This is a genomic window from Sediminihaliea albiluteola (assembly GCF_014077625.1).
Classification (GTDB): Bacteria; Pseudomonadota; Gammaproteobacteria; order Pseudomonadales; family Halieaceae; genus Sediminihaliea; species Sediminihaliea albiluteola.
Map to the genome: position 1 here is coordinate 853593 of NZ_JACFXU010000013.1, position 18950 is coordinate 872542.

The 18950-nt window shown below is 55.5% G+C and carries 12 protein-coding genes; 7 read left to right on the forward strand and 5 right to left on the reverse strand.

The annotated features are described in order from the left end of the window. On the reverse strand, nucleotides 1–663 hold the full coding sequence (locus tag H2508_RS04885) for an ABC transporter ATP-binding protein (protein ID WP_182169425.1): 663 nt from the start codon (nucleotides 661–663) through the stop codon (nucleotides 1–3). Between H2508_RS04885 and H2508_RS04890 the strand changes: the two genes are divergently transcribed. The 5 genes from H2508_RS04890 (at nucleotide 662) to H2508_RS04910 (ending at nucleotide 8495) form a co-directional block, all read left to right on the forward strand. Continuing rightward, nucleotides 662–1294 (forward strand): arylesterase, encoded by a 633-nt coding sequence (locus H2508_RS04890; RefSeq protein WP_182170821.1) that lies wholly within the window; start codon nucleotides 662–664, stop codon nucleotides 1292–1294. The two genes, H2508_RS04885 and H2508_RS04890, sit on opposite strands and share 2 nt — an antisense overlap. A gap of 73 nt (nucleotides 1295–1367) precedes the next feature. Further along, on the forward strand, nucleotides 1368–2678 hold the full coding sequence (bioA, locus tag H2508_RS04895; protein ID WP_182169427.1) for an adenosylmethionine--8-amino-7-oxononanoate transaminase: 1311 nt from the start codon (nucleotides 1368–1370) through the stop codon (nucleotides 2676–2678). Nucleotides 2679–2816: 138 nt separating this feature from the next. Next, nucleotides 2817–3662: an ion transporter gene (locus tag H2508_RS04900; protein WP_182169429.1), complete on the forward strand. Its 846-nt coding sequence runs from the start codon at nucleotides 2817–2819 to the stop codon at nucleotides 3660–3662. Nucleotides 3663–3790: 128 nt separating this feature from the next. After that, entirely contained in the window at nucleotides 3791–6268 is a 2478-nt protein-coding gene (locus H2508_RS04905; RefSeq protein ID WP_182169431.1) for a TonB-dependent receptor, read from the forward strand. A 169-nt stretch (nucleotides 6269–6437) separates the two neighbouring features. Then, nucleotides 6438–8495, forward strand: a complete 2058-nt coding sequence (locus H2508_RS04910; protein ID WP_235964835.1) for a YgiQ family radical SAM protein — start codon at nucleotides 6438–6440, stop codon at nucleotides 8493–8495. Between the two features lie 43 nt (nucleotides 8496–8538). Here the strand turns inward: H2508_RS04910 and hrpB are convergent, their stop codons facing one another. Together hrpB and H2508_RS04920 are read right to left on the reverse strand one after the other, a co-directional pair. After that, nucleotides 8539–11112 (reverse strand): ATP-dependent helicase HrpB, encoded by a 2574-nt coding sequence (gene hrpB / locus H2508_RS04915; RefSeq protein ID WP_182169436.1) that lies wholly within the window; start codon nucleotides 11110–11112, stop codon nucleotides 8539–8541. A 42-nt stretch (nucleotides 11113–11154) separates the two neighbouring features. Next, a complete protein-coding gene (locus H2508_RS04920; protein ID WP_182169439.1) occupies nucleotides 11155–12279 on the reverse strand; it encodes a zinc-binding dehydrogenase in 1125 nt (374 codons plus the stop codon). A 214-nt stretch (nucleotides 12280–12493) separates the two neighbouring features. Between H2508_RS04920 and ptsP the strand changes: the two genes are divergently transcribed. Then, entirely contained in the window at nucleotides 12494–14737 is a 2244-nt protein-coding gene (gene ptsP / locus H2508_RS04925) for a phosphoenolpyruvate--protein phosphotransferase (RefSeq protein WP_182169442.1), read from the forward strand. A gap of 75 nt (nucleotides 14738–14812) precedes the next feature. Then, nucleotides 14813–15691, forward strand: a complete 879-nt coding sequence (locus H2508_RS04930; RefSeq protein ID WP_182169445.1) for a lysophospholipid acyltransferase family protein — start codon at nucleotides 14813–14815, stop codon at nucleotides 15689–15691. Nucleotides 15692–15745: 54 nt separating this feature from the next. Here H2508_RS04930 and H2508_RS04935 read toward each other — a convergent pair whose 3' ends face one another. Beyond that, nucleotides 15746–17107: an MATE family efflux transporter gene (locus tag H2508_RS04935; protein WP_235964837.1), complete on the reverse strand. Its 1362-nt coding sequence runs from the start codon at nucleotides 17105–17107 to the stop codon at nucleotides 15746–15748. Nucleotides 17108–17110: 3 nt separating this feature from the next. Continuing rightward, nucleotides 17111–18922: a DUF885 domain-containing protein gene (locus H2508_RS04940; RefSeq protein ID WP_182169448.1), complete on the reverse strand. Its 1812-nt coding sequence runs from the start codon at nucleotides 18920–18922 to the stop codon at nucleotides 17111–17113. Nucleotides 18923–18950 lie beyond the last annotated feature (28 nt).

Genomic DNA, 18950 nt, shown 5'->3' on the forward strand with positions numbered 1-18950 from the left:
TTACTCCGCCAGCACCGCGCCATCTTCAAGCTGCACCCGTCGCTGACAGCGCTGGGCCAGCTTGAGGTCATGAGTTACCAGTACCAAGGTTGTGCCGTGCTCGCGGTTGAGCTCAAAGAGCAAATTAATAATATGTTCGCCAGTGCGGCTATCGAGGTTGCCGGTGGGCTCATCGGCGAACAAAATTTTTGGCTCGGAGGCGAAGGCTCGGGCAATGGCCACACGCTGCTGCTCGCCACCGGAGAGCTGCCTTGGGTAGTGATCTAGGCGCGGCCCTAACTCGACCCGCTGCAAAAAGTGCTCAGCTTGTTGCCGGGCATCGCGCCGCCCCTTCAGCTCCAGCGGCAGCATCACGTTTTCTAAGGCAGTCAAGGCAGGCAACAACTGGAAGGACTGGAACACAAAACCAATGTGATCGGCGCGAAAAGCCGCTCGGCCATCTTCATCGAGTTGACCAAGTTCTGTGTCAGCAATAACAACCCGTCCAGCCGAGGCCTCATCGAGGCCAGCCAACAAACCGAGCAGCGTCGACTTACCCGACCCAGAGGCTCCTACCACCGCCACTGTCTCGCCCGACTTGATTTCCAGATTAATCCCTTTCAGTATCTCCAGCTCTCGCCCTGCCATAGCTACGCGCTTCTGGAGATTTTCCGCCTTGATCATGCAACGATTCCTTTCCCGCTTATTACGCGGCCCGCTGTACAGCGGATTGTTGTGTCTATTGTTGATTCCTCTGGCCCAGGCCAAAGAGCAGAGCTTGTTGGTGCTAGGTGATAGTATCAGCGCAGCCTATGGCATGTCTCTGGAACAGGGCTGGGTGCAGCAACTTGCCGCAGAAATGGCCCTGAGCCACCCCGACTATCAGCTGGTGAACGCCAGTATCAGTGGCGAGACCACCGCCGGCGCCTTGCGCCGGCTGCCGGCCTTACTCGCGCGCCACCAGCCCCAAGTGGTCGTTATTGAACTTGGCGGCAACGACGGCTTACGCGGTTTTCCTATTGCCAGCTTACGCAAAAACTTACATGAACTGGCCGCTTTATCGAGTGCTGCCGGTGCCCGAGTACTGATTCTACCTATGGAGATTCCACCTAACTACGGCAGCCGCTACACCCGCCTATTCCGCGAGTCCTTTGCCCTCGCTGCGCAATCAAGCGGGGCGCAATTAGGCCCCTTCATCTTAGAGGGAGTCGCCACCGACCCGACATTGATGCAAAGTGACGGCATTCACCCTAAAGCTGAAGCGCAAAGCCGCTTACTAGACAACATTCGCCAGAGTATCATTGAACTACTCTGAGACCCCGCTATGCCTTTAGCGTAGCGCCCACAAGCAACAAAAACCCAAAACTGAATAGGACAAGGGAGACATCGTGACCTCTGCCACTGAGCCCGACACCTGGGACTGGAAACAACTTCAGGACACCGACCGCAAGGTCATCTGGCACCCCTACTCTTCCGCCAGCGGCAACTTAGACGCTTATCCAGTGGTCAGCGCCTCCGGCGTGCGTTTAAAGCTTGCTGATGGGCGCGAGCTGATCGACGGCATGGCCTCTTGGTGGTGTGCGATTCACGGCTACAACCACCCGGTCATGAACCGCGCCCTTGAGGAACAACTGGGGCAGATGTCCCACGTGATGTTTGGCGGCCTGACTCACCCCCCGGCAGTCAAGTTAGCCAGCATTCTGGTAGATCTCACCCCCGCTAGCTTAAACCGGGTATTTTTTAGTGACTCGGGCTCGGTGGCGGTAGAAGTCGCGATGAAGATGGCCCTGCAATACTGGCATGCACAAGACAAACCACAGAAGCAAAAGCTGGTTGCACTGCGCCAGGGCTACCACGGTGACACCTTTGGAGCGATGTCACTCTGTGACCCGGTCACTGGTATGCACCACCTCTTTGGCGATGTCCTACCCAAACATTATTTCGCTCCGGCTCCAGAGTGTGCTTTCGATGAACCCTGCAGCGACGCCGATATCAAAGCGATGGCCGATTTACTGGAGGCTCACCACCAGGAGATCGCAGCGGTGATTGTCGAGCCTATCGTCCAGGGCGCCGGCGGCATGCGTTTTTATTCGCCCGAGTACTTAGTCAAACTACGCGCGCTCTGTGATGCTTTTGATACGCTGCTCATTTTTGATGAAATAGCGACCGGCTTTGGCCGCACTGGCAAGCTCTTTGCCATGGAACACGCGGCGGTGGAACCGGATATTCTGTGCTTAGGTAAATCCCTCACTGGTGGCTATATGACCCTCGCTGCCACCATGTGTAACTCACGAGTTGCCGATGGCATATCCAACAAGGGCGTCGGAGCCTTCATGCACGGGCCCACCTTTATGGGCAACCCGCTGGCCTGTAGTGCAGCCCTTGCCAGTACGGAACTGTTGATCTCACTGCCATGGCAGCGCACAGTTCAGCGTATCAATGCTGCGCTCAAGCTTGGCCTTGAGCCGGCGCGCGAGCTGCCCGGCGTAGTCGAGGTACGAACCCTTGGCGCTATTGGCGTTATTGAGCTTGAACAGGCGGTCGATATGCGCAAAATCCAACCCATGTTTGTCGAGCGCGGGGTGTGGATCCGACCCTTTGGCAAGCTGGTCTACACCATGCCTCCCTTCATTATGAACGATGAAGACATCGCGACCCTCTGCGCAGCCATGGTGGATGTGCTGGCTACACTAGGCTAATGCCGCCACTGACTTCCCCTTACTAGAGGGCTGCCCGCACAAGCGACGCAATCAAGCAGTAAGCCGCCCCGGTTCCATCCGGGGTAGGCATTGCCTTATAGTGGAGACAACTACTCACACTGCTGGTACCGCTCCACTATGACAGCGCGCCCCACTTCAGAACTGCAACAACAATTCTACGATGTCATTTTTGGCACCGAAAGCCCTACAGGAAAGTGGTTTGATATTGCCTTAATCGCCACCATCCTCAGCAGCGTGCTGATTATCATGCTCGACTCGATCGAGGGCTTACACCTTGCCTACGGTGACTTGTTCTGGCGTCTGGAGTGGATATTCACCCTGCTCTTCACTCTGGAGTACATGGTCCGTGTCTGGTGCTCGCCCAACCGCAAAGCCTATGTGCTGAGCGTCTATGGTGTGGTCGATCTCATTGCCATCCTACCCACTTATTTGGCACTGCTCTTTCCTGTCGCCAGCTCATTACTGATCGTCAGACTACTGCGGATATTGCGAATTTTTCGGGTACTGCGCCTAGTCAGTTTTATGAGTGAGGCCAATATCTTAGCCGGTGCGCTGCGGCGCTCGACGCGCAAAATCGTCGTGTTCTTTTCCATGATGATGGTGATCACGGTTATTTTTGGCTGTTTGATCTATGTCGTTGAGGGCCCGGCCAATGGCTTTAACAATATTCCGGTGAGTATTTATTGGGCGATCGTTACTATCACCACCGTTGGCTATGGCGATATCGTACCCGTCACAGCTTTAGGTCGCGCGATATCAGCCACGGGTATGTTAATTGGCTACGCGATCATTGCCGTGCCCACTGGAATTATTACTGCGGAGCTAGCCTCTGGCATGCGCGGCGCCCCTCGCAGCAACCGCAACTGCGCCCAGTGCGCCAGAGCAGGTCACGAGTTAGACGCCAGATACTGTAAATACTGTGGTACGGATCTACCCTCACTGAGTAAGACTGGCAATAATTAAGCAGCGCGATTTTCACAGGTGTAAAGGACCGCCGCTTCTTCTACACTAAGTAGAGACGAGCGCAGATTCGTCAGGAAAACGATGAGTTCTAATAACAACATATCACTCTAATAATAGGCGAGCTTGCTATGAATCCATTTAAACGCCACGTCCTTGTCGCTGCAGTGCTGACGGCGGTCTCCAGCGCCCATGCCCAAAGCGTCCTTGAAGAGGTCGTTGTCACCGCCCAAAAACGCAGCGAAAACGTGCTCGATGTACCCATTGCAATGTCTGTCTTTAGTGCCAACGCGGTAGAAAAACTATCCGCTCGCAACCTCACCGACCTGGGTCGCTTCACGCCCGGCGTTGAAATGAACAACGACAATGCCCTGCAGCCAACCTATACCATTCGCGGGGTGGAAACGAATGACTTTACCGTGGGCTCTGACCCGGCCATTGCCGTTTACGTGGACGGAGTCTACGCCGCCCGAGGGGCCGGTGCTGAAGCTGCGCTAACAGACATCGCCCGAGTGGAGGTCCTCAAAGGGCCGCAGGGCACCCTCTTTGGTCGCAACGCCACCGGCGGTGCGATTCATGTCGTCAGTCAGCCCCCGGTCTACGAGTCTGAGGGCCGCGCCAAAATCAGCGTCGGTAATTACAATCGCCTCGATGGCGAGTTTATGTATAACTTGCCGATCTCCGAGAGCCTGGCCCTGCGGGCGGTAGCCGTCAAACGCCAGCGCGATGGTTTCCTCAAAAATATCAGCGGCCCCGACATGAGCGAAGAAAACATGTCGAGCTACCGCGCTAGCTTACTGTGGGATGCCAGCCCCAACACTGAAATCTTGTGGCGGGTGGAATACAGCGAGCTAGACCAAAATGGCGGCGCTCAGTTCACCCTGGTCGATAGCGTATTCGCCGGCGGCAACCCCGGTATGCAACTGGACCCCTATGGCAAGATTGCCAACGACTTCGAAAGCCGTGAAAAGCGTGAGATGTATGCTAGCTCGCTAGAGATCAATCACCAGCTGGGGGATCTGACCCTGACCTCGATCACCGGTTGGCGGCAATTTGAAACCGAGTTGCTAGAAGATCTCGATGGCTCCAACAACCCCGACTATGTATTCAACTCATCCAACCCCGATGACAACGAGTACTTCTCGCAGGAATTCCGCTTAAGCGGCGCCTCGGATAAGCTCAAGTGGACCACGGGGCTGGCCTACTCGCGCGAAACCGTCGAGCACAGCACCAGCGCTGAATTCAACTTCAGCACCTTGGAGAGTTTTGCTTGGGCAGAAATCCTGCGCAACTCGGGCTCAGATACATCCCAGGCCTTCCTATCAGCCCTAGCTGGGCTCGATCAGGACCAGATCGATGCACTGGGCAGCCTCAGCCGCAGCGAAGTGTCCGAAGTATTGCCCTCCTACCGGCAACAGCAAAAAGACAATGGCATTGACGGCATTGCCATGTCGGCCTTTATCTGGAGCTTCTTAAACGACCAGGGCACGCTAGAGCAGTTCGGCATCGCCACCAACCCCGTACAGGGTTTGTTTCAGATCCTCAACGATGTGGCCCCCCGCATTGCCAGCTACCAGCCTTGGGTGGAAAAAGTCGACACTAGCGGCACCTACGAGAGCTACGCACTTTACGGCGATGCCACTTGGAGCATTAACGAGAAAATGAATCTCAGTGGTGGCCTGCGTTACACCTATGACGAAAAGCGCTTTAATCTCTACACTGCTTATCAAAACCAAATCTCTGGCGCCGATTTTGGCCTGGCTTTCTATAACAACGGCCAAGCTATCGTAGACAGTAGCCAGAAGGACAGCTGGGACTCTATCTCCGGCCGACTGGTGCTGGACTATCACCTCGACGATGACCAGATGGCTTACGCCAGCGTCGCCACCGGCTTTAAGTCAGGCGGCTTTAACAGCCTGAACTTCGGCCCCAATATCGACACCTCCTACGATGAAGAGGAAGTCATCAACTACGAGCTCGGTTTCAAAAGTCAGCTACTAGAAGGACGCGCTCAGTTTAATGCCGCGGCCTTCTTTTACGAGTACGACAACCTGCAAGAGCTGAAACTACTCGGCCAGCCTATTCCGAGCTACAACCTGCGCAACGCCGATGCCGAAGGCTATGGCATAGAGCTGGAAGGCTATTGGCTGGCTAGCGAGCGCTTGGCCCTAAGCGGCAACTACAGCTGGCTAAAGACCAAGTACACCCGCTTCAACTTGATTGAAGCGGCCGGCGAGACAGCCGCCGATGACCTCACCGGCGAACCTCGGGTGGGCACGCCAGAACACAAAGTGAACTTGGCGCTCGAGTACACCCTGCCTATCGAGGACTTTGGGGAAGTGGTGTCGCGCCTTGACTATACCTGGAACGACGAGCGGGTCAGCAGCTTGACCGACCCCACTCGCAAGGTCGACGCCTATGACTTAGCTAACCTGCGCATCAGTTTTGTGCCTGCCGGCGGTCGCTGGGAAGCCTCCCTATGGAGCACCAACCTCTTCGACGAAGAAGTAATCACTGTGTTTGGCTCTAATGGCGACGCTATTGGTTCACTCACCGGCTGGCGTATCCCGCCGCGCATGTACGGCATGGACCTGCTGTTCCACTTCTAGTTTTTACTAGCGGCTAACAGACGGTACTGCGTCACAAGTAATCGGGGGCTGATTCAGCTATAATCAGCCCCCTTTTGCTCTTCACCTGCAGCCCCGAACTATGCCAAAACCGCTTTATTCCTATCGCAAATTTTGGGCCGAATGCTTTGGCCCTGCTCCCGAGCTCCCCATGTCCCGCGAGGAAATGGATGCACTGGGCTGGGACAGCTGCGACATTATCATTGTCACCGGCGATGCCTATGTCGATCACCCTAGCTTTGGTATGGCGGTAATCGGCCGCGTGCTGGAAGCTCAGGGCTACCGCGTGGGTATTCTGTCGCAGCCCGACTGGACGAGTGCAGAAGCCTTCAAAGCGCTGGGCAAGCCGAACCTGTTTTTTGGCGTAGCGGCCGGCAATATGGATTCGATGATCAACCGCTACACCGCGGATCGCAAGCGCCGCAATGACGACGCCTATACGGCGGGTGCAGAGGGTGGCAAGCGTCCCGACCGGGCCGTGATTGTCTATAGCCAGCGCCTTCGTGAAGCCTACCGCGATGTGCCTTTAGTGATAGGCAGCATCGAGGCCAGCCTGCGCCGCATTGCCCACTATGATTACTGGAGCGATAAAGTCAGGCGCAGCATACTGCTCGACAGCCGCGCCGATATTTTGCTCTACGGCAATGCCGAGCGAGCGATTATCGATATCGCCCACCGCCTGGCAGAAGGTGAATCGATTCACCAGATTCGAGATCTGCGCGGCACCGCCTTCGTGCGCAAGCGCATTCCCGATCAATGGCGGGTGGTGGACTCCTCCGAGATCGATGTTATCGGGCCAGTAGCTCCGCCGCTCAACCCTTACTTAGATAGCCGTACCGAGGCCTGTGCGAACAAAGAAGAGCCGGCCAGTGAGCAAGACGCCGTACAGGTAGTTCAGCCAATCACTTTGATGGACCGCAAAGATCAGCGGCAAGCCGTGATACGGATTCCCTCCTACGAACAAGTGAAGGACGACCCAGCGCTCTATGCCCACGCCTCGCGCATCTTGCACAAAGAGACGAACCCTCACAACGCCCGCCCTTTAGTTCAGGCCCACGGCGACCGGGAAGTGTGGCTCAACCCACCCCCGATACCGCTGCAAACCGATGAACTGGACTGGGTTTTCGAGCTGCCCTACACCCGCTTGCCCCACAGCAGCTACGGCGATGCTCGAATACCGGCTTACGAGACCATCCGCCACTCAGTGAACATTATGCGCGGCTGCTTTGGCGGCTGTACCTTCTGCTCCATTACCGAGCACGAGGGGCGCATTATTCAAAACCGCTCTGAGGACTCGATTATTCGCGAGGTGGAAAAAATTCGCGATACTTCGCCCGCCTTTACCGGTGTCATCTCAGACCTCGGTGGCCCCACCGCCAACATGTGGCGCCTAGCCTGTAAAAGTCGCGAGACAGAAGCAGCCTGCCGCAAGCTGAGCTGCGTCTTCCCCGGCATATGCAAAAGTTTGCAGACAGACCAGACTCCCCTGATCAATCTTTACCGCCGCGCCCGGGAAGTGGAGGGTGTGAAAAAGGTCTTGATCGCTTCTGGACTGCGCTATGACATCGCGGTGCAAACTCCTGAGTACGTCGAGGAGCTCGTGCGACACCACGTAGGCGGCTATTTAAAAATTGCGCCAGAGCACACCGAAGAAGCCCCGCTGTCGAAAATGATGAAGCCGGGCATGGGCGCCTATGATCGCTTCCGCGAGATGTTCGAGCACTACTCGAAAGTAGCGGGCAAAAAACAGTACCTGATCCCCTACTTCATCGCCGCCCATCCGGGCACCCGGGATGAAGACATGATGAATTTGGCGCTGTGGCTCAAACAGAACAAATACCGTGCCGACCAAGTACAGACCTTTTACCCCTCGCCGATGGCGACCGCCACAGCGATGTATCACAGCGGCAAAAACCCGCTGAAAAAGGTCAGTCGCAGCTCGGACAGCATGCCCACTGTCAAAAAACTATCGCAGCGACGCTTGCACAAAGCCTTCCTGCGCTACCACGATCCTGACAACTGGCCAGAGCTGCGCAAAGCGCTGAAAAAAATGGGCCGCGCGGATTTAATTGGCAATGGCAAGATGCACTTGGTACCGCCGCGACAGCCAGCCAAGCGTCACGAGCGGGTAGCGCCCAGCGGCACTCAACATTTCGCCACCCAGCACAACGGCCTGCCCCGCAACCCCAGCAAGCGCAAACCGCGCTAGCTTTAACTGGCTTAAGTAGAACAGTCGCTCAATTAGCACAGGCTTATTGAGCGCTCTGTGCCGCCTGCCGCGCTGTGGTATGTCTTGTGGCCTGGGCTGTGACAGGGTCTTCAGGCCATGGATGTTTAGGGTAGCGCCCGCGCATTTCCTTGCGCACCGCAGCATAGGCATCGCGCCAAAAACTGGCCAGATTCTCCGTCACCTGTAAAGGGCGCCGCGCCGGAGAGAGCAAGTGGAGACAGAGAGCTAAACGGCCAGCACAGATCCGCGGCCCCTCCTCACAGCCAAACATTTCCTGCAATTTAACCGCCAGCACCGGTGGACTCTGCCGGTAATCAATCGCCACACTTGAGCCCGAGGGCACCGTAATGCGCTCTGGCGCCAGCTGCTCCAGTTCCTGTGGCAGCGGCCAAGGCAGTAGCGCTTGTAAAATAGCCGGTAGATCAAGACGGGCAAAATCCTGCAGGCGCTGGACCGGGTCCAACCAGGGCAGCAACCATTGTTCTAGGCTGGCCAACAAGGCCTCATCGGAGAGGTCGGGCCATGGACTCTCATCACCAAATTGCTGACGAAGTAAATTCACTCGAGCCCGCCACTGCTCTAAACGCTCTGTCCAGGGGAGTATTTGCAAACCCCGCTCACGCACTAGGGCCAGCAGTGCCGCAGTGCGGGCCTGTGACGGCAACTCTTTCATAGGCTCTGTGCGCAACACCAGCTTGCCTAGCATGTAACGGCGCTCGGCAATAAAGCGCTCTCTGCTGTGGTCCCATGCCACCTGCTCAGTGCTTTTGACCAGAGCAGCGAGTACGCCCTCAAAGGCCGCAGCATTTAAATGCGTCGCCGAGTAAATACGGTCGGCCGATTCACCGCGACGTCCGCCCACCTCAGCGGTCGCCAACCACGGGCTTCCGCATAAGCTATCTTCGGCTGACAAGTGAGCACTGCGGCCATTACTCAGCTGGTAGGCCGTGTTGTCTTTACCGGGCCGCAGCCGCGCAATGCGGTCTGGATAAGCCGCGGCCAGTAGCACCCCGGCTAGCTCACTGCGATCCAAGGCCAGTTCAAGCTGCCGAGGCTGGTGCAGCGCTACGCTAAGTTTGGCGTAGCGTCGGGCCTGCTCCCATGTGCGACGATACCAATTGCGCAGTTCCGGCGGGCAGGGCCGATCGCCCTGCAATAGCGCTAAACTATGGCCAAGGTCTGCGCCCTGTGTGGCCAAGGGGTTGCGTTCAGCCAGTAGCGCAGCAAGCAAAGCCCCGAGTTCAGTGGCATCAAGGTCCACGGCCAGTAGCAGCATATGAGCTAAGCGGGGATGCAGTGGCATTTGCGCTAAGCGCAAACCCTGGGGGCTCAACTGCCAGCTATCTTCGGCAGTTTGGACCACGGCCTCACAGGCTGCCAGCAGCTCTATTGCCTGCCGATAAGCAGCGGCGGGCGGCACATCAAGCCACGACAACTCTGCCGGATCCTGCACCCCCCAAGCCAAGAGTTGCAGCGCCAGGGGCGCTAAATCAGCCTGCAATATTTCCGGCTCTGCCTGCGCCAGCAGTTGGCGATGCTGCTCTTCACTCCACAGGCGGTAACATGCTCCCGGTGCCAGACGCCCCGCTCGGCCGGCCCGCTGCTCAGCCGAGGAGCGGGCGATACGCCGCGTGGTCAGCCGCGTGATGCCACTGGCGGTATCAAAGACTGCTTCGCGCGAGAGGCCGCTATCGACGACCGTGTGAATTCCCTCGATGGTTAAACTGGTTTCAGCGATGTTGGTCGCCAACACCACCTTGCGCTGCCCCTCCTTTGCCGGGGCGATCGCCTGTTGCTGATGGGCTAAGGGCAAAGCGCCATAAAGTGGGCAGATATTAATGGCCGCGGCCTCTGGCTCGAGTTTTGCTGCTAGCTCTCTCGCCACTCGCTTAATTTCTGCCTGACCGGGTAAAAACACCAGCACGCTGCCCGCTTGCTCGCGCAGTGCTTGCAGCACGGTATTGACCGTGGGTGTAATGATGGAATCCTGCAGTCGATGGGGAGCGCTGTAGTGAATCTCAACGGGATACTGCCGGCCCTTGGAAGTGATCAGCGGCGCATCATCGAGCAGCGCGGCTACGCGATCGGCATCTAGCGTGGCGGACATCGCCAGCAACTTCAGCGGAGCCTCCTCGCGAAACATTTCCCTGGCCTGTAAAGCTAGGGCCAAGCCGAGATCAGAATCCAAGTTGCGCTCGTGAAACTCATCAAAAATGATCAGGCCCACGCCCTCAAGTGCCGGGTCGCTCTGCAGGCGGCGCGCCAAAATACCTTCGGTCAGCACCTCGATACGAGTCGCGGCACTGACACAAGTCTCTAAACGGATGCGATAGCCCACTCTGTCGCCGACCTGCTCACCGAGTAATTCGGCCATACGCGCTGCGGCGGCACGGGCGGCAATGCGCCGCGGCTCGACTAATAAAATGCTATCACTGGGCGCCAGCCATGGCTGAGATAGCATTTCCAGTGGCACCAGGGTGGTTTTACCGGCCCCCGGTGGCGCCTGCAACACGGCTTCATGTCGTTCAAGCAGTGCTGCACACAAACTCGGCAGCGCTTCTGTAATAGGCAGTTGCCCACTTAATGCTGTTGGCATATATGCGCTAGTTAGCTCAGTCTCAGTCTCAGTCTCAGTCTTTTAATGCTGGGGCCGGATCAAGTACTTAGCACCGGTAGCCTGACGGCTGTAGTCACGCAGTGTGTCAAGATCCAATGCCGCGGCCAGACTGACCTCACGGTTATAATGGCTAGCGAAAGTACTGTGGATCTCGCTTGCTACCCGGGCGCGCATCTCTAGCATTTTCTCTATCCCCACTCGCTTGAGGAACAGGGGCAAGAGCCAGCCACTGACGCTCCAAGCAAAACCGAAAGTGCGCTGTAAAGTCGTGGCAGAAGGGTCCAAACCACCGTAAATATAGAGCTGTTTGAAGGTCTCAGAGCCGTAGCGGTTGTACTCGCTCATCTGCCGGGCGGCCGCTGCTTCCATACAATTCAAGATTTGACTGCCTAGCTTACCGCCACCTGTGGCATCAAATGCCAAAGTAGCGCCGGTCTCGGCAATCGCCTCGGTCAGGGTCGGCAGGAAGTCGTCAGCACTGGAATTGACCACGTATTTGGCACCTAAATCACGCAGAATCTTCTCCTGCTCGGCTCTACGCACCACGTTGATCAGGGGAATGCCATCGGCTAAACAGATGCGGTTAAGCATCTGGCCCAAGTTCGAGGCGGCAGCGGTGTGGACCAGAGCGCTGTGATCTTCCATGCGCATGGTTTCTACCATAGCGAGGGAAGTCATCGGGTTAACAAAGCAAGAGGCGCCCGCCACCGCTGTGGTGCCCTCTTCTAGGGGCAGACACTGCATGTGATGCACACAGCGATACTGAGCAAAAGTCTCGCCGCCGACAATCCCAACGGTCTTGCCCATGAGGGCCTGGGCTGCCTCGGAGTCTCCAGCGGCGATCACTTCCCCGGCCCCTTCGTTACCGACCGCAAGGGATTGACCTAGACGGCCCTTGAGCAGGCGCAGGGCCGCCGCTGGGATGTCGGCAGTAATCACTGGCCGCTCAGCACTGCCCGACTGCTGGGCGCTAGATAAATCAGCGAAAGCGGTCAGCAGAGCGAGATCAGATGGGTTGATCGGCGCCGCCTCAACCTTGACCAAAACCTCTTCAGGGCCGGGCTTGGGTATCTCCACTTCCTGTAAAGAGAGCTCTAACTTGCCATCCTCAGTCACTAAAGATCGTAGTTGTAATGCAGTGCTCATGACTTCTCCCAGTTCTCTATTAATAGGCCATCACTATAGCGGATAAGCGCCTACTACGCAGGCAAGATCTGCCTAAAATCAAAGGGTGGCATAGCATTGACTTAATGAGTACATAGTTGAGTAATGCCAGAAAAGCTTACTTTAAGACTGTATTAAAAGTGCTATAACAAATCTGACTTGCCGTAGCGCTCGTTTTGCCGCCTAATAAAGCTCTATGAATTCATTACTCGAACTCACGCGCATCGTACAGGCAGTCGCTCAAGCTCCCGGTAGCCGGGAACAAGTTGAGCTGATTGTTGAATCGATTCAGCGAGCGATTAACATCGACGTCTGCAGTCTTTATATCTCGCAGCCCGATGCCAGCATGCTATTGGCTGCCAGTCAGGGCCTCAACCCACTGGCGGTGGGTAAAAGCCTGCTACCCCAAGGAACTGGCCTAGTAGGCCGAGCGGCACGCAGCAGGCACCCGATTAATATTGCCGATGCCGTCTCCCACCCAGACTTTCTCTACTTAGAGGGTACTCACGAAGAGCAATTTCGCAGTTTTTGCGGGATCCCGCTGGTTCGCAGTGGCAGCGTGATTGGCGTATTGGTTGTGCAATCTCGCGAAGGGCGCTTAATGAGCGAGGAGGAAATGGCCTTCTTGGTCACGCTGTCCGCCCAGTTAGCCCTACTGTTGCCCGCTGACCCACAGGTCATCACCAATAAACTGAGTGCCACCCAGCGCATCTATGGCGTCAAAGGCGCCCCGGGCATTGGTATTGGCAAGGTCTGGATCTGTGACCAAGATGACCTTTATAGCGTTGCCGATAAAACCTGTGAGGACATCGATTTAGCACTGACTCAGTGGTACCAGCTGCTGGCACAAGTAGCGGATGAGATTGAACAGGAGCGCCGGGCCCTGGGCGCTGAGTTATCCGACAGTGTGGTATCTGTATTCAGTGCCTACCAGCTACTCTTAGCCGACCACAAGCTGCGCGATAGCGTTGCCAACAATATCCGCGATGGCCTGTGGCTACCCGCTGCTCTGCGCAAAACGGTACAGCATTTTTCAGAAATTTTTCTGGCCATGGAGGACCCCTACCTCCGAGCCCGCCACGAAGATATTTACTACCTTGGTAACAAACTTTACTCAGCTTGGACTGGCCACGACGCGGCGCCTATTCTTAACGCCTCATGGCCGGTCATATTAGTCGGTAAAAAAGTTAGCGTATCGGATATCGCTGCCTGCGATACCGAGCGCCTGCAGGGCATAGTCTGCTTTGAAGGCTCTAGTCTTTCCCATACTGCGGTACTAGCCAACGCCTTGGGCGTACCCGCTGTGATGGGTACCGGCAAGATTAAAAACATCTATGACGGCGACCCAATCATTATTGATGGCAACGCCGGGCAAGCCATTTTACGGCCGCCGATGTCGGTTAAGCGTGAGTTCCGGCGCCTGAAAAAAGCCGAGCAGACCTTACAGGGCGAACTGGGTGAATTGGTTGATCTACCCGCGACCACCACCGACGGTCAGCGCATCCGCTTACTCGCCAACACCGGCCTGCTGGCTGACATTTCTCCCGGTATTGCCAACGGCGCCGAAGGCGTCGGCCTATACCGCACCGAAATGCCCTTTATGATCAGCGAGACCTTCCCCTCGGAAGATGATCAAGAAGCTATTTATCGCCAGGTGCTATCGGCCTATCACGGTAAGCCGGTGTATATGCGCATCCTAGACATCGGCGGCGACAAACCCCTGCCCTATTTCCCCATCGAAGAGGAAAACCCCGCACTGGGTTGGCGCGGCATCCGTTTCTGTCTCGATAACAGCTCCCTGCTGATGACCCAGATACGCGCCATGCTGAGAGCTGCCGGTGACGCCTATGATCTGCGGATACTTTTACCCATGGTTGGCAATACCTGGGAAATCGATAGTTTTAGAAGCCTTCTCAGCGATGCCATACAGCAGCTCAGTGACGAAGGTTTTGCCATCCGCCGGCCGCCAATGGGCATTATGGTCGAGGTGCCCTCAGCAATCTCTATGCTATCGACCTGGGCATCCCGCCTGGACTTTATATCCATTGGCTCCAACGACTTAAGTCAATATTTGCTGGCACTGGATCGTAACAACCCCCGCGTAGCCGCAGCTTACGACCACCTACACCCGGCAGTGCTGCGCGAATTGGCGCGCATTGCTGAACACGCCAGGCAAAATGAGCTAGCGCTGAGCCTCTGTGGCGAAATGGCCTCAGACCCGGCAGCGGTCATTGTATTAGCGGGCCTGGGCATTCGCACCTTGAGTATGAGTGCCTCAAAAATACCGCGCATTAAATGGCTGTTGCGCTCTATTTCTGCCCGCGATGCAGAGCAGCTGGCCGAGAAAGCGCTGGCCATGGAACACGCTTTTTCAATTCGCGATTTCCTACAGGCGGAATTACGCACTCGCGGCTTGGGGCGCTTGCTAGGTTCGGAATAATCACTCTGACTGGGCTGTGAGCGCAGACCGAGAGAGGCTATACTGAAATCAAACAGACCATGAGGTTTATCTACCATGTCAAAGTCAGACAGCGACAATGACCCTCTCAGCGAAGAGCGCATTCAGGAACATATCGAAGCCGCTTTAAGCGCCGAAGGTTTTGGCGGGCGCGAACTGGATATTTGGCATCTGGCAGTAAAAAAACTGTTCAATCCCATGCTGCTGCACAGCGATCGAGTGCCCGAACAACCCTGCTTATTTGTCGGTAACCACTCGCTATTTGCACTGGATGGTTTCGTCATTAGCCCACTGCTAGCACGTGAAATTCAGCGTCCGGTGCGCCCTCTAGCGGATCGGTTTTTGTGGGGTAATGACAAGGTGGCTAAAGCCCTGCTCAAACGCGGCATCGTCATGGGACACCCTGCGGTCTGCGATGCCCTGATGGAGCATGGCGAAGACCTCATCGTATTCCCCGGTGGGGCTCACGAAGCCGTCAAACCGGCGAGTGCTATGTATGAACTGCAGTGGAAAGAGCGCTATGGCTTTGTCCGCCTTGCCGCCAAGCACGGCTACACCATTATGCCCTTTGGCATTGTCGGGCCCGATGAGTTTTATGACCACTGGATTGAAGGGGACGAGATCCCGGACTCACGCTTGGGGCAGCTGTTACAGAAACTGGGCGTGATCAACGAAGATACCCGTCCTGACATGCTACCGCCAATACCACGGGGTAGTTTAGGCACCATGCTGCCCAGACCACAGCGCTGTTTCATGGGCTTTGGCCAGCCGATTGACTTATCGGCCTATGCTGGCAAAAAGCTGACTAAGAAACAGCAGCAAAAAATCCGCGCTGAAGTGGCCAATGAAATTGAAACTCAGCTCGCCGAGTTACTCCGAGTGCGTGAACAAAACCGTCGCAGTGACGGTCTGCTGCGGCGCTTGTTGACCATCTAAACTCTCTCAAGCTCTTGCTGTGACCGCGGCGTACCCGAGGTCACAGGCCAGCTGCTATTCTTGTAGCATCCGCTTTAAACGCTTGGGCTGCCGCCAAGTATTACCCAGCAGACGCGAAAGATAGACCAGCGCTAAACTCAGTAGCATGATGACAAAGGTCCACCAACTAGCTATCGGACCGTAGTGCAAGACTTTGATAATCACTACCTGCCCAATCAGCATCAAGGCGTGAATCAGCATAGAGGTGTTCATCAGCCAGTGAGTATCACCAGCCCCGCGCAAAGTGCCACTGGCAATCAAAATAACGGCATCGGCCAAAACGTAGGTCGCCAGACCGATCATCATCTGGCTTCCTAATGCAGCAATGGGGCCAAAGTCATCCTCTGGGGTGGCAAATACTTGCATCATTTCCCAGCGGAAGAAAATGAACACCAAAGCCAAGATGAATGAATAGCCCAATGCCAATACGAAGCCGGCAGAGATCACCTCATTGGTGCGGGCCATATCACCCGCTCCCACATAGCGACCAATCATACTGGTCACGGCAATATTCATTCCCACCAGCGGCACATAATTCAACATATCCCAGTTGAACACGATCGCCATCGCAGCCCCTTCGTTGATGCCATAGGACTGGAACAAAAGTAGAAAGAGGTTAAAGGTTGCCGCGCCGACAAATAGCTCAAAGCCAGAGGGCAGGCCCAGGCGCAGATAGCGCCGTAAAATGCCTTTATCCAAGACTAAAGACTCAAGCACAGCAAAACGCAGACGATGTACGCGGGTAAAATAAAATACAGCGTAGACGCCGATGGTGAAGATGGTTGCGACCACGGTGCCCAGAGCTGCCCCGCGAATACCTAGCTCAGGCATACCCCATACACCAAAGATCAAGGCATAACTTAAGGGGATGTTAATAATTACCCCTGAGACATCGCTAATCATGACCACCCGAGTCCGAGCGATACCGGAGAAATAAGAGGCAATACAAGTTTTAACTAAAGTGAAAAAAGAGCCAGCCATCAGCACAAAATAGTACTGCCGCTCTAGGGCGATTTGCTCCGGCAAATGTCCCATTAAACGAAACAGCTCGGCCGCCAATAGCGCCACAATGAGCAGCAGCGGCTGACACAGCAGAGCGATAATAAGGCCCTGAGTGATCACCCTAGGGCACTTGGCGTACTGCCCCGAGCCGTAATATTGCGCAACCAAAGCGGTGGCGTAAGCAATCACCCCCATAAAGAATGCAATGCTGACAAAAAATGTAACGCCACCGCCGAGCGCCGCAGCAATGTGCAGCGCATCGATCTTCGACATAAACAGACGGTCGGTAAAAACCATTAGCGCAAAAGCGCTCTGCGACACCACCATCGGCAGTGCCAGTCTGAATAGTTCTTTTAAAGTGGCGTGAGAGTACATACTTTAGTTGGCGGCCTGTTCCTGAATCCACTCGCCCACTCGGCGTTCCAAAATGCTCAAAGGCAGTGATCCGCCCCCGAGAACTAAGTCGTGAAAGGCGCGAATATCAAAGTCCTCGCCCAGGGTTGAACTGGCCTGCTCACGTAATTCGAGAAACTTCAACATGCCAATTTTGTAGGAGGTTGCTTGCCCTGGCCACACTAGGTAGCGCTGTATTTCTGAGCGCACAGAGGTCTCGGGAATCGCCGAGTTGTCCAGCATGTACTGCACCGCTTGCTCCTCAGACCAGCCCAGTGCATGCAGGCCAGTATCAACAACTAAACGAATAGCGCGAAAAATCTCACCGCCCAAACGGCCAAAGTTGTAATAGGGATTATCGTAAACACCCATTTCCCAGGCTAAGTACTCGGCATAGAGCGCCCAACCTTCGCCATAAGCGGAATACCACTCGTTACTGCGAAACAGCGGCAAGTCATCCCGCTCCAAGGCGATCGAGCTCTGCATGTGGTGGCCGGGGCTGCCCTCGTGATAAGCCGTGGTCTGCAGATCGCTGCGGTTATTAGCGCGCATATCTGAGAGGTGCATGTAATAAACACCCGGACGACTGCCGTCGGCAGTTCCAGTTTCGTAGAAAGCTGCGGCACCATCGCGTTCGCGGAAAGCTTCAACGCGACGCACTTCTAGGTCGGCTTTGGGCAAAATACCAAAGTACTGGGGCAGTTTTGACTCAATGACATCAAGGTAATGACGACTTTCATCAATAAATTCCTGACGACCTTGCTCGGTGTTGGGGTAGTAGAACTGTTCATCACTGCGAACAAAATCAAAAAACTCAGCCAGGCTGCCGTCAAATTCTACCTGCTTAATAATGGCGCTCATTTCATCGCGGATGCGCGCCACCTCGGCCAGACCGAGCTCATGCACTTGCTGAGCTGTTAAGTCAGTGGTGGTGTAAGAACTGAGCTGATACTCGTAGTAGGCAGCGCCATCGCTGAGACTGGCAACGCCTTTGGGTTGTTGATCCGCTTTGAGCCGATCTTGTTCCAACCAGCTAATCAGCTGTTGATAAGCAGGCTGGATATGCTTGCCAAAGGCTTCTTGGGCCTGCTGTTTGAGCAGCTCTGCGCGGGCTGCATCAATTTTGCCGGCGCTTTGTAGTGCATCAATTTTGCTCTTGGCATCACGCCACCAAGGAGCTGCCTCATCACTCTCATCAAAAGGAGCCCCGCTCAACACCGCGCGGGACTGCTCAAGCACAATATCAAAAGCAAAACGCGGTGGGCGTATATTTTGCTTGGCCGCTGCTTCGGCACGTCGCTGCAGCTGCCCTAGGGCTCGGGCAATGCCCTCCAGTCGAGCGATATAGTCGAGCATATCCTGCTCGCTCTCAACGCCGTGATAACTGATCATAAACTGCGGAAAGGCCGTGTGCAGCCCTGTGACTTGATCAAAGACATAGTGATGACTTAGCCACTGATGTTGGGCCTGAGCGCGCTCTGCACGATAAATCCAGTAGTCGTAGGACACTCGAGCATCAGCGTCGAGTGCCTGGTAATCAAAGTCTTCTCGCAAGCTGTCCAGCGTAGCGAGTTGCCACTGCAACTGTGTCTGCCAAGCCGCTTCACTAAAATCATCTATGTCAGCATATTGCTGCTTTCGACCCAATTTGGTTAAGGTCATTGGGCTAAATTTAAGCTCTTCTTCGTAGCGGGCATCTAGCCACTGTTTAAGGCGCTCGCTTTCACTAGTGCTGGCTAGTGAATAGGCACTAAAAAATATCAAACAGCTAAACCATAGCGTGAACATCTGGCGCATGCTGTATCTCCTAGGTAAAGGGTTAAAT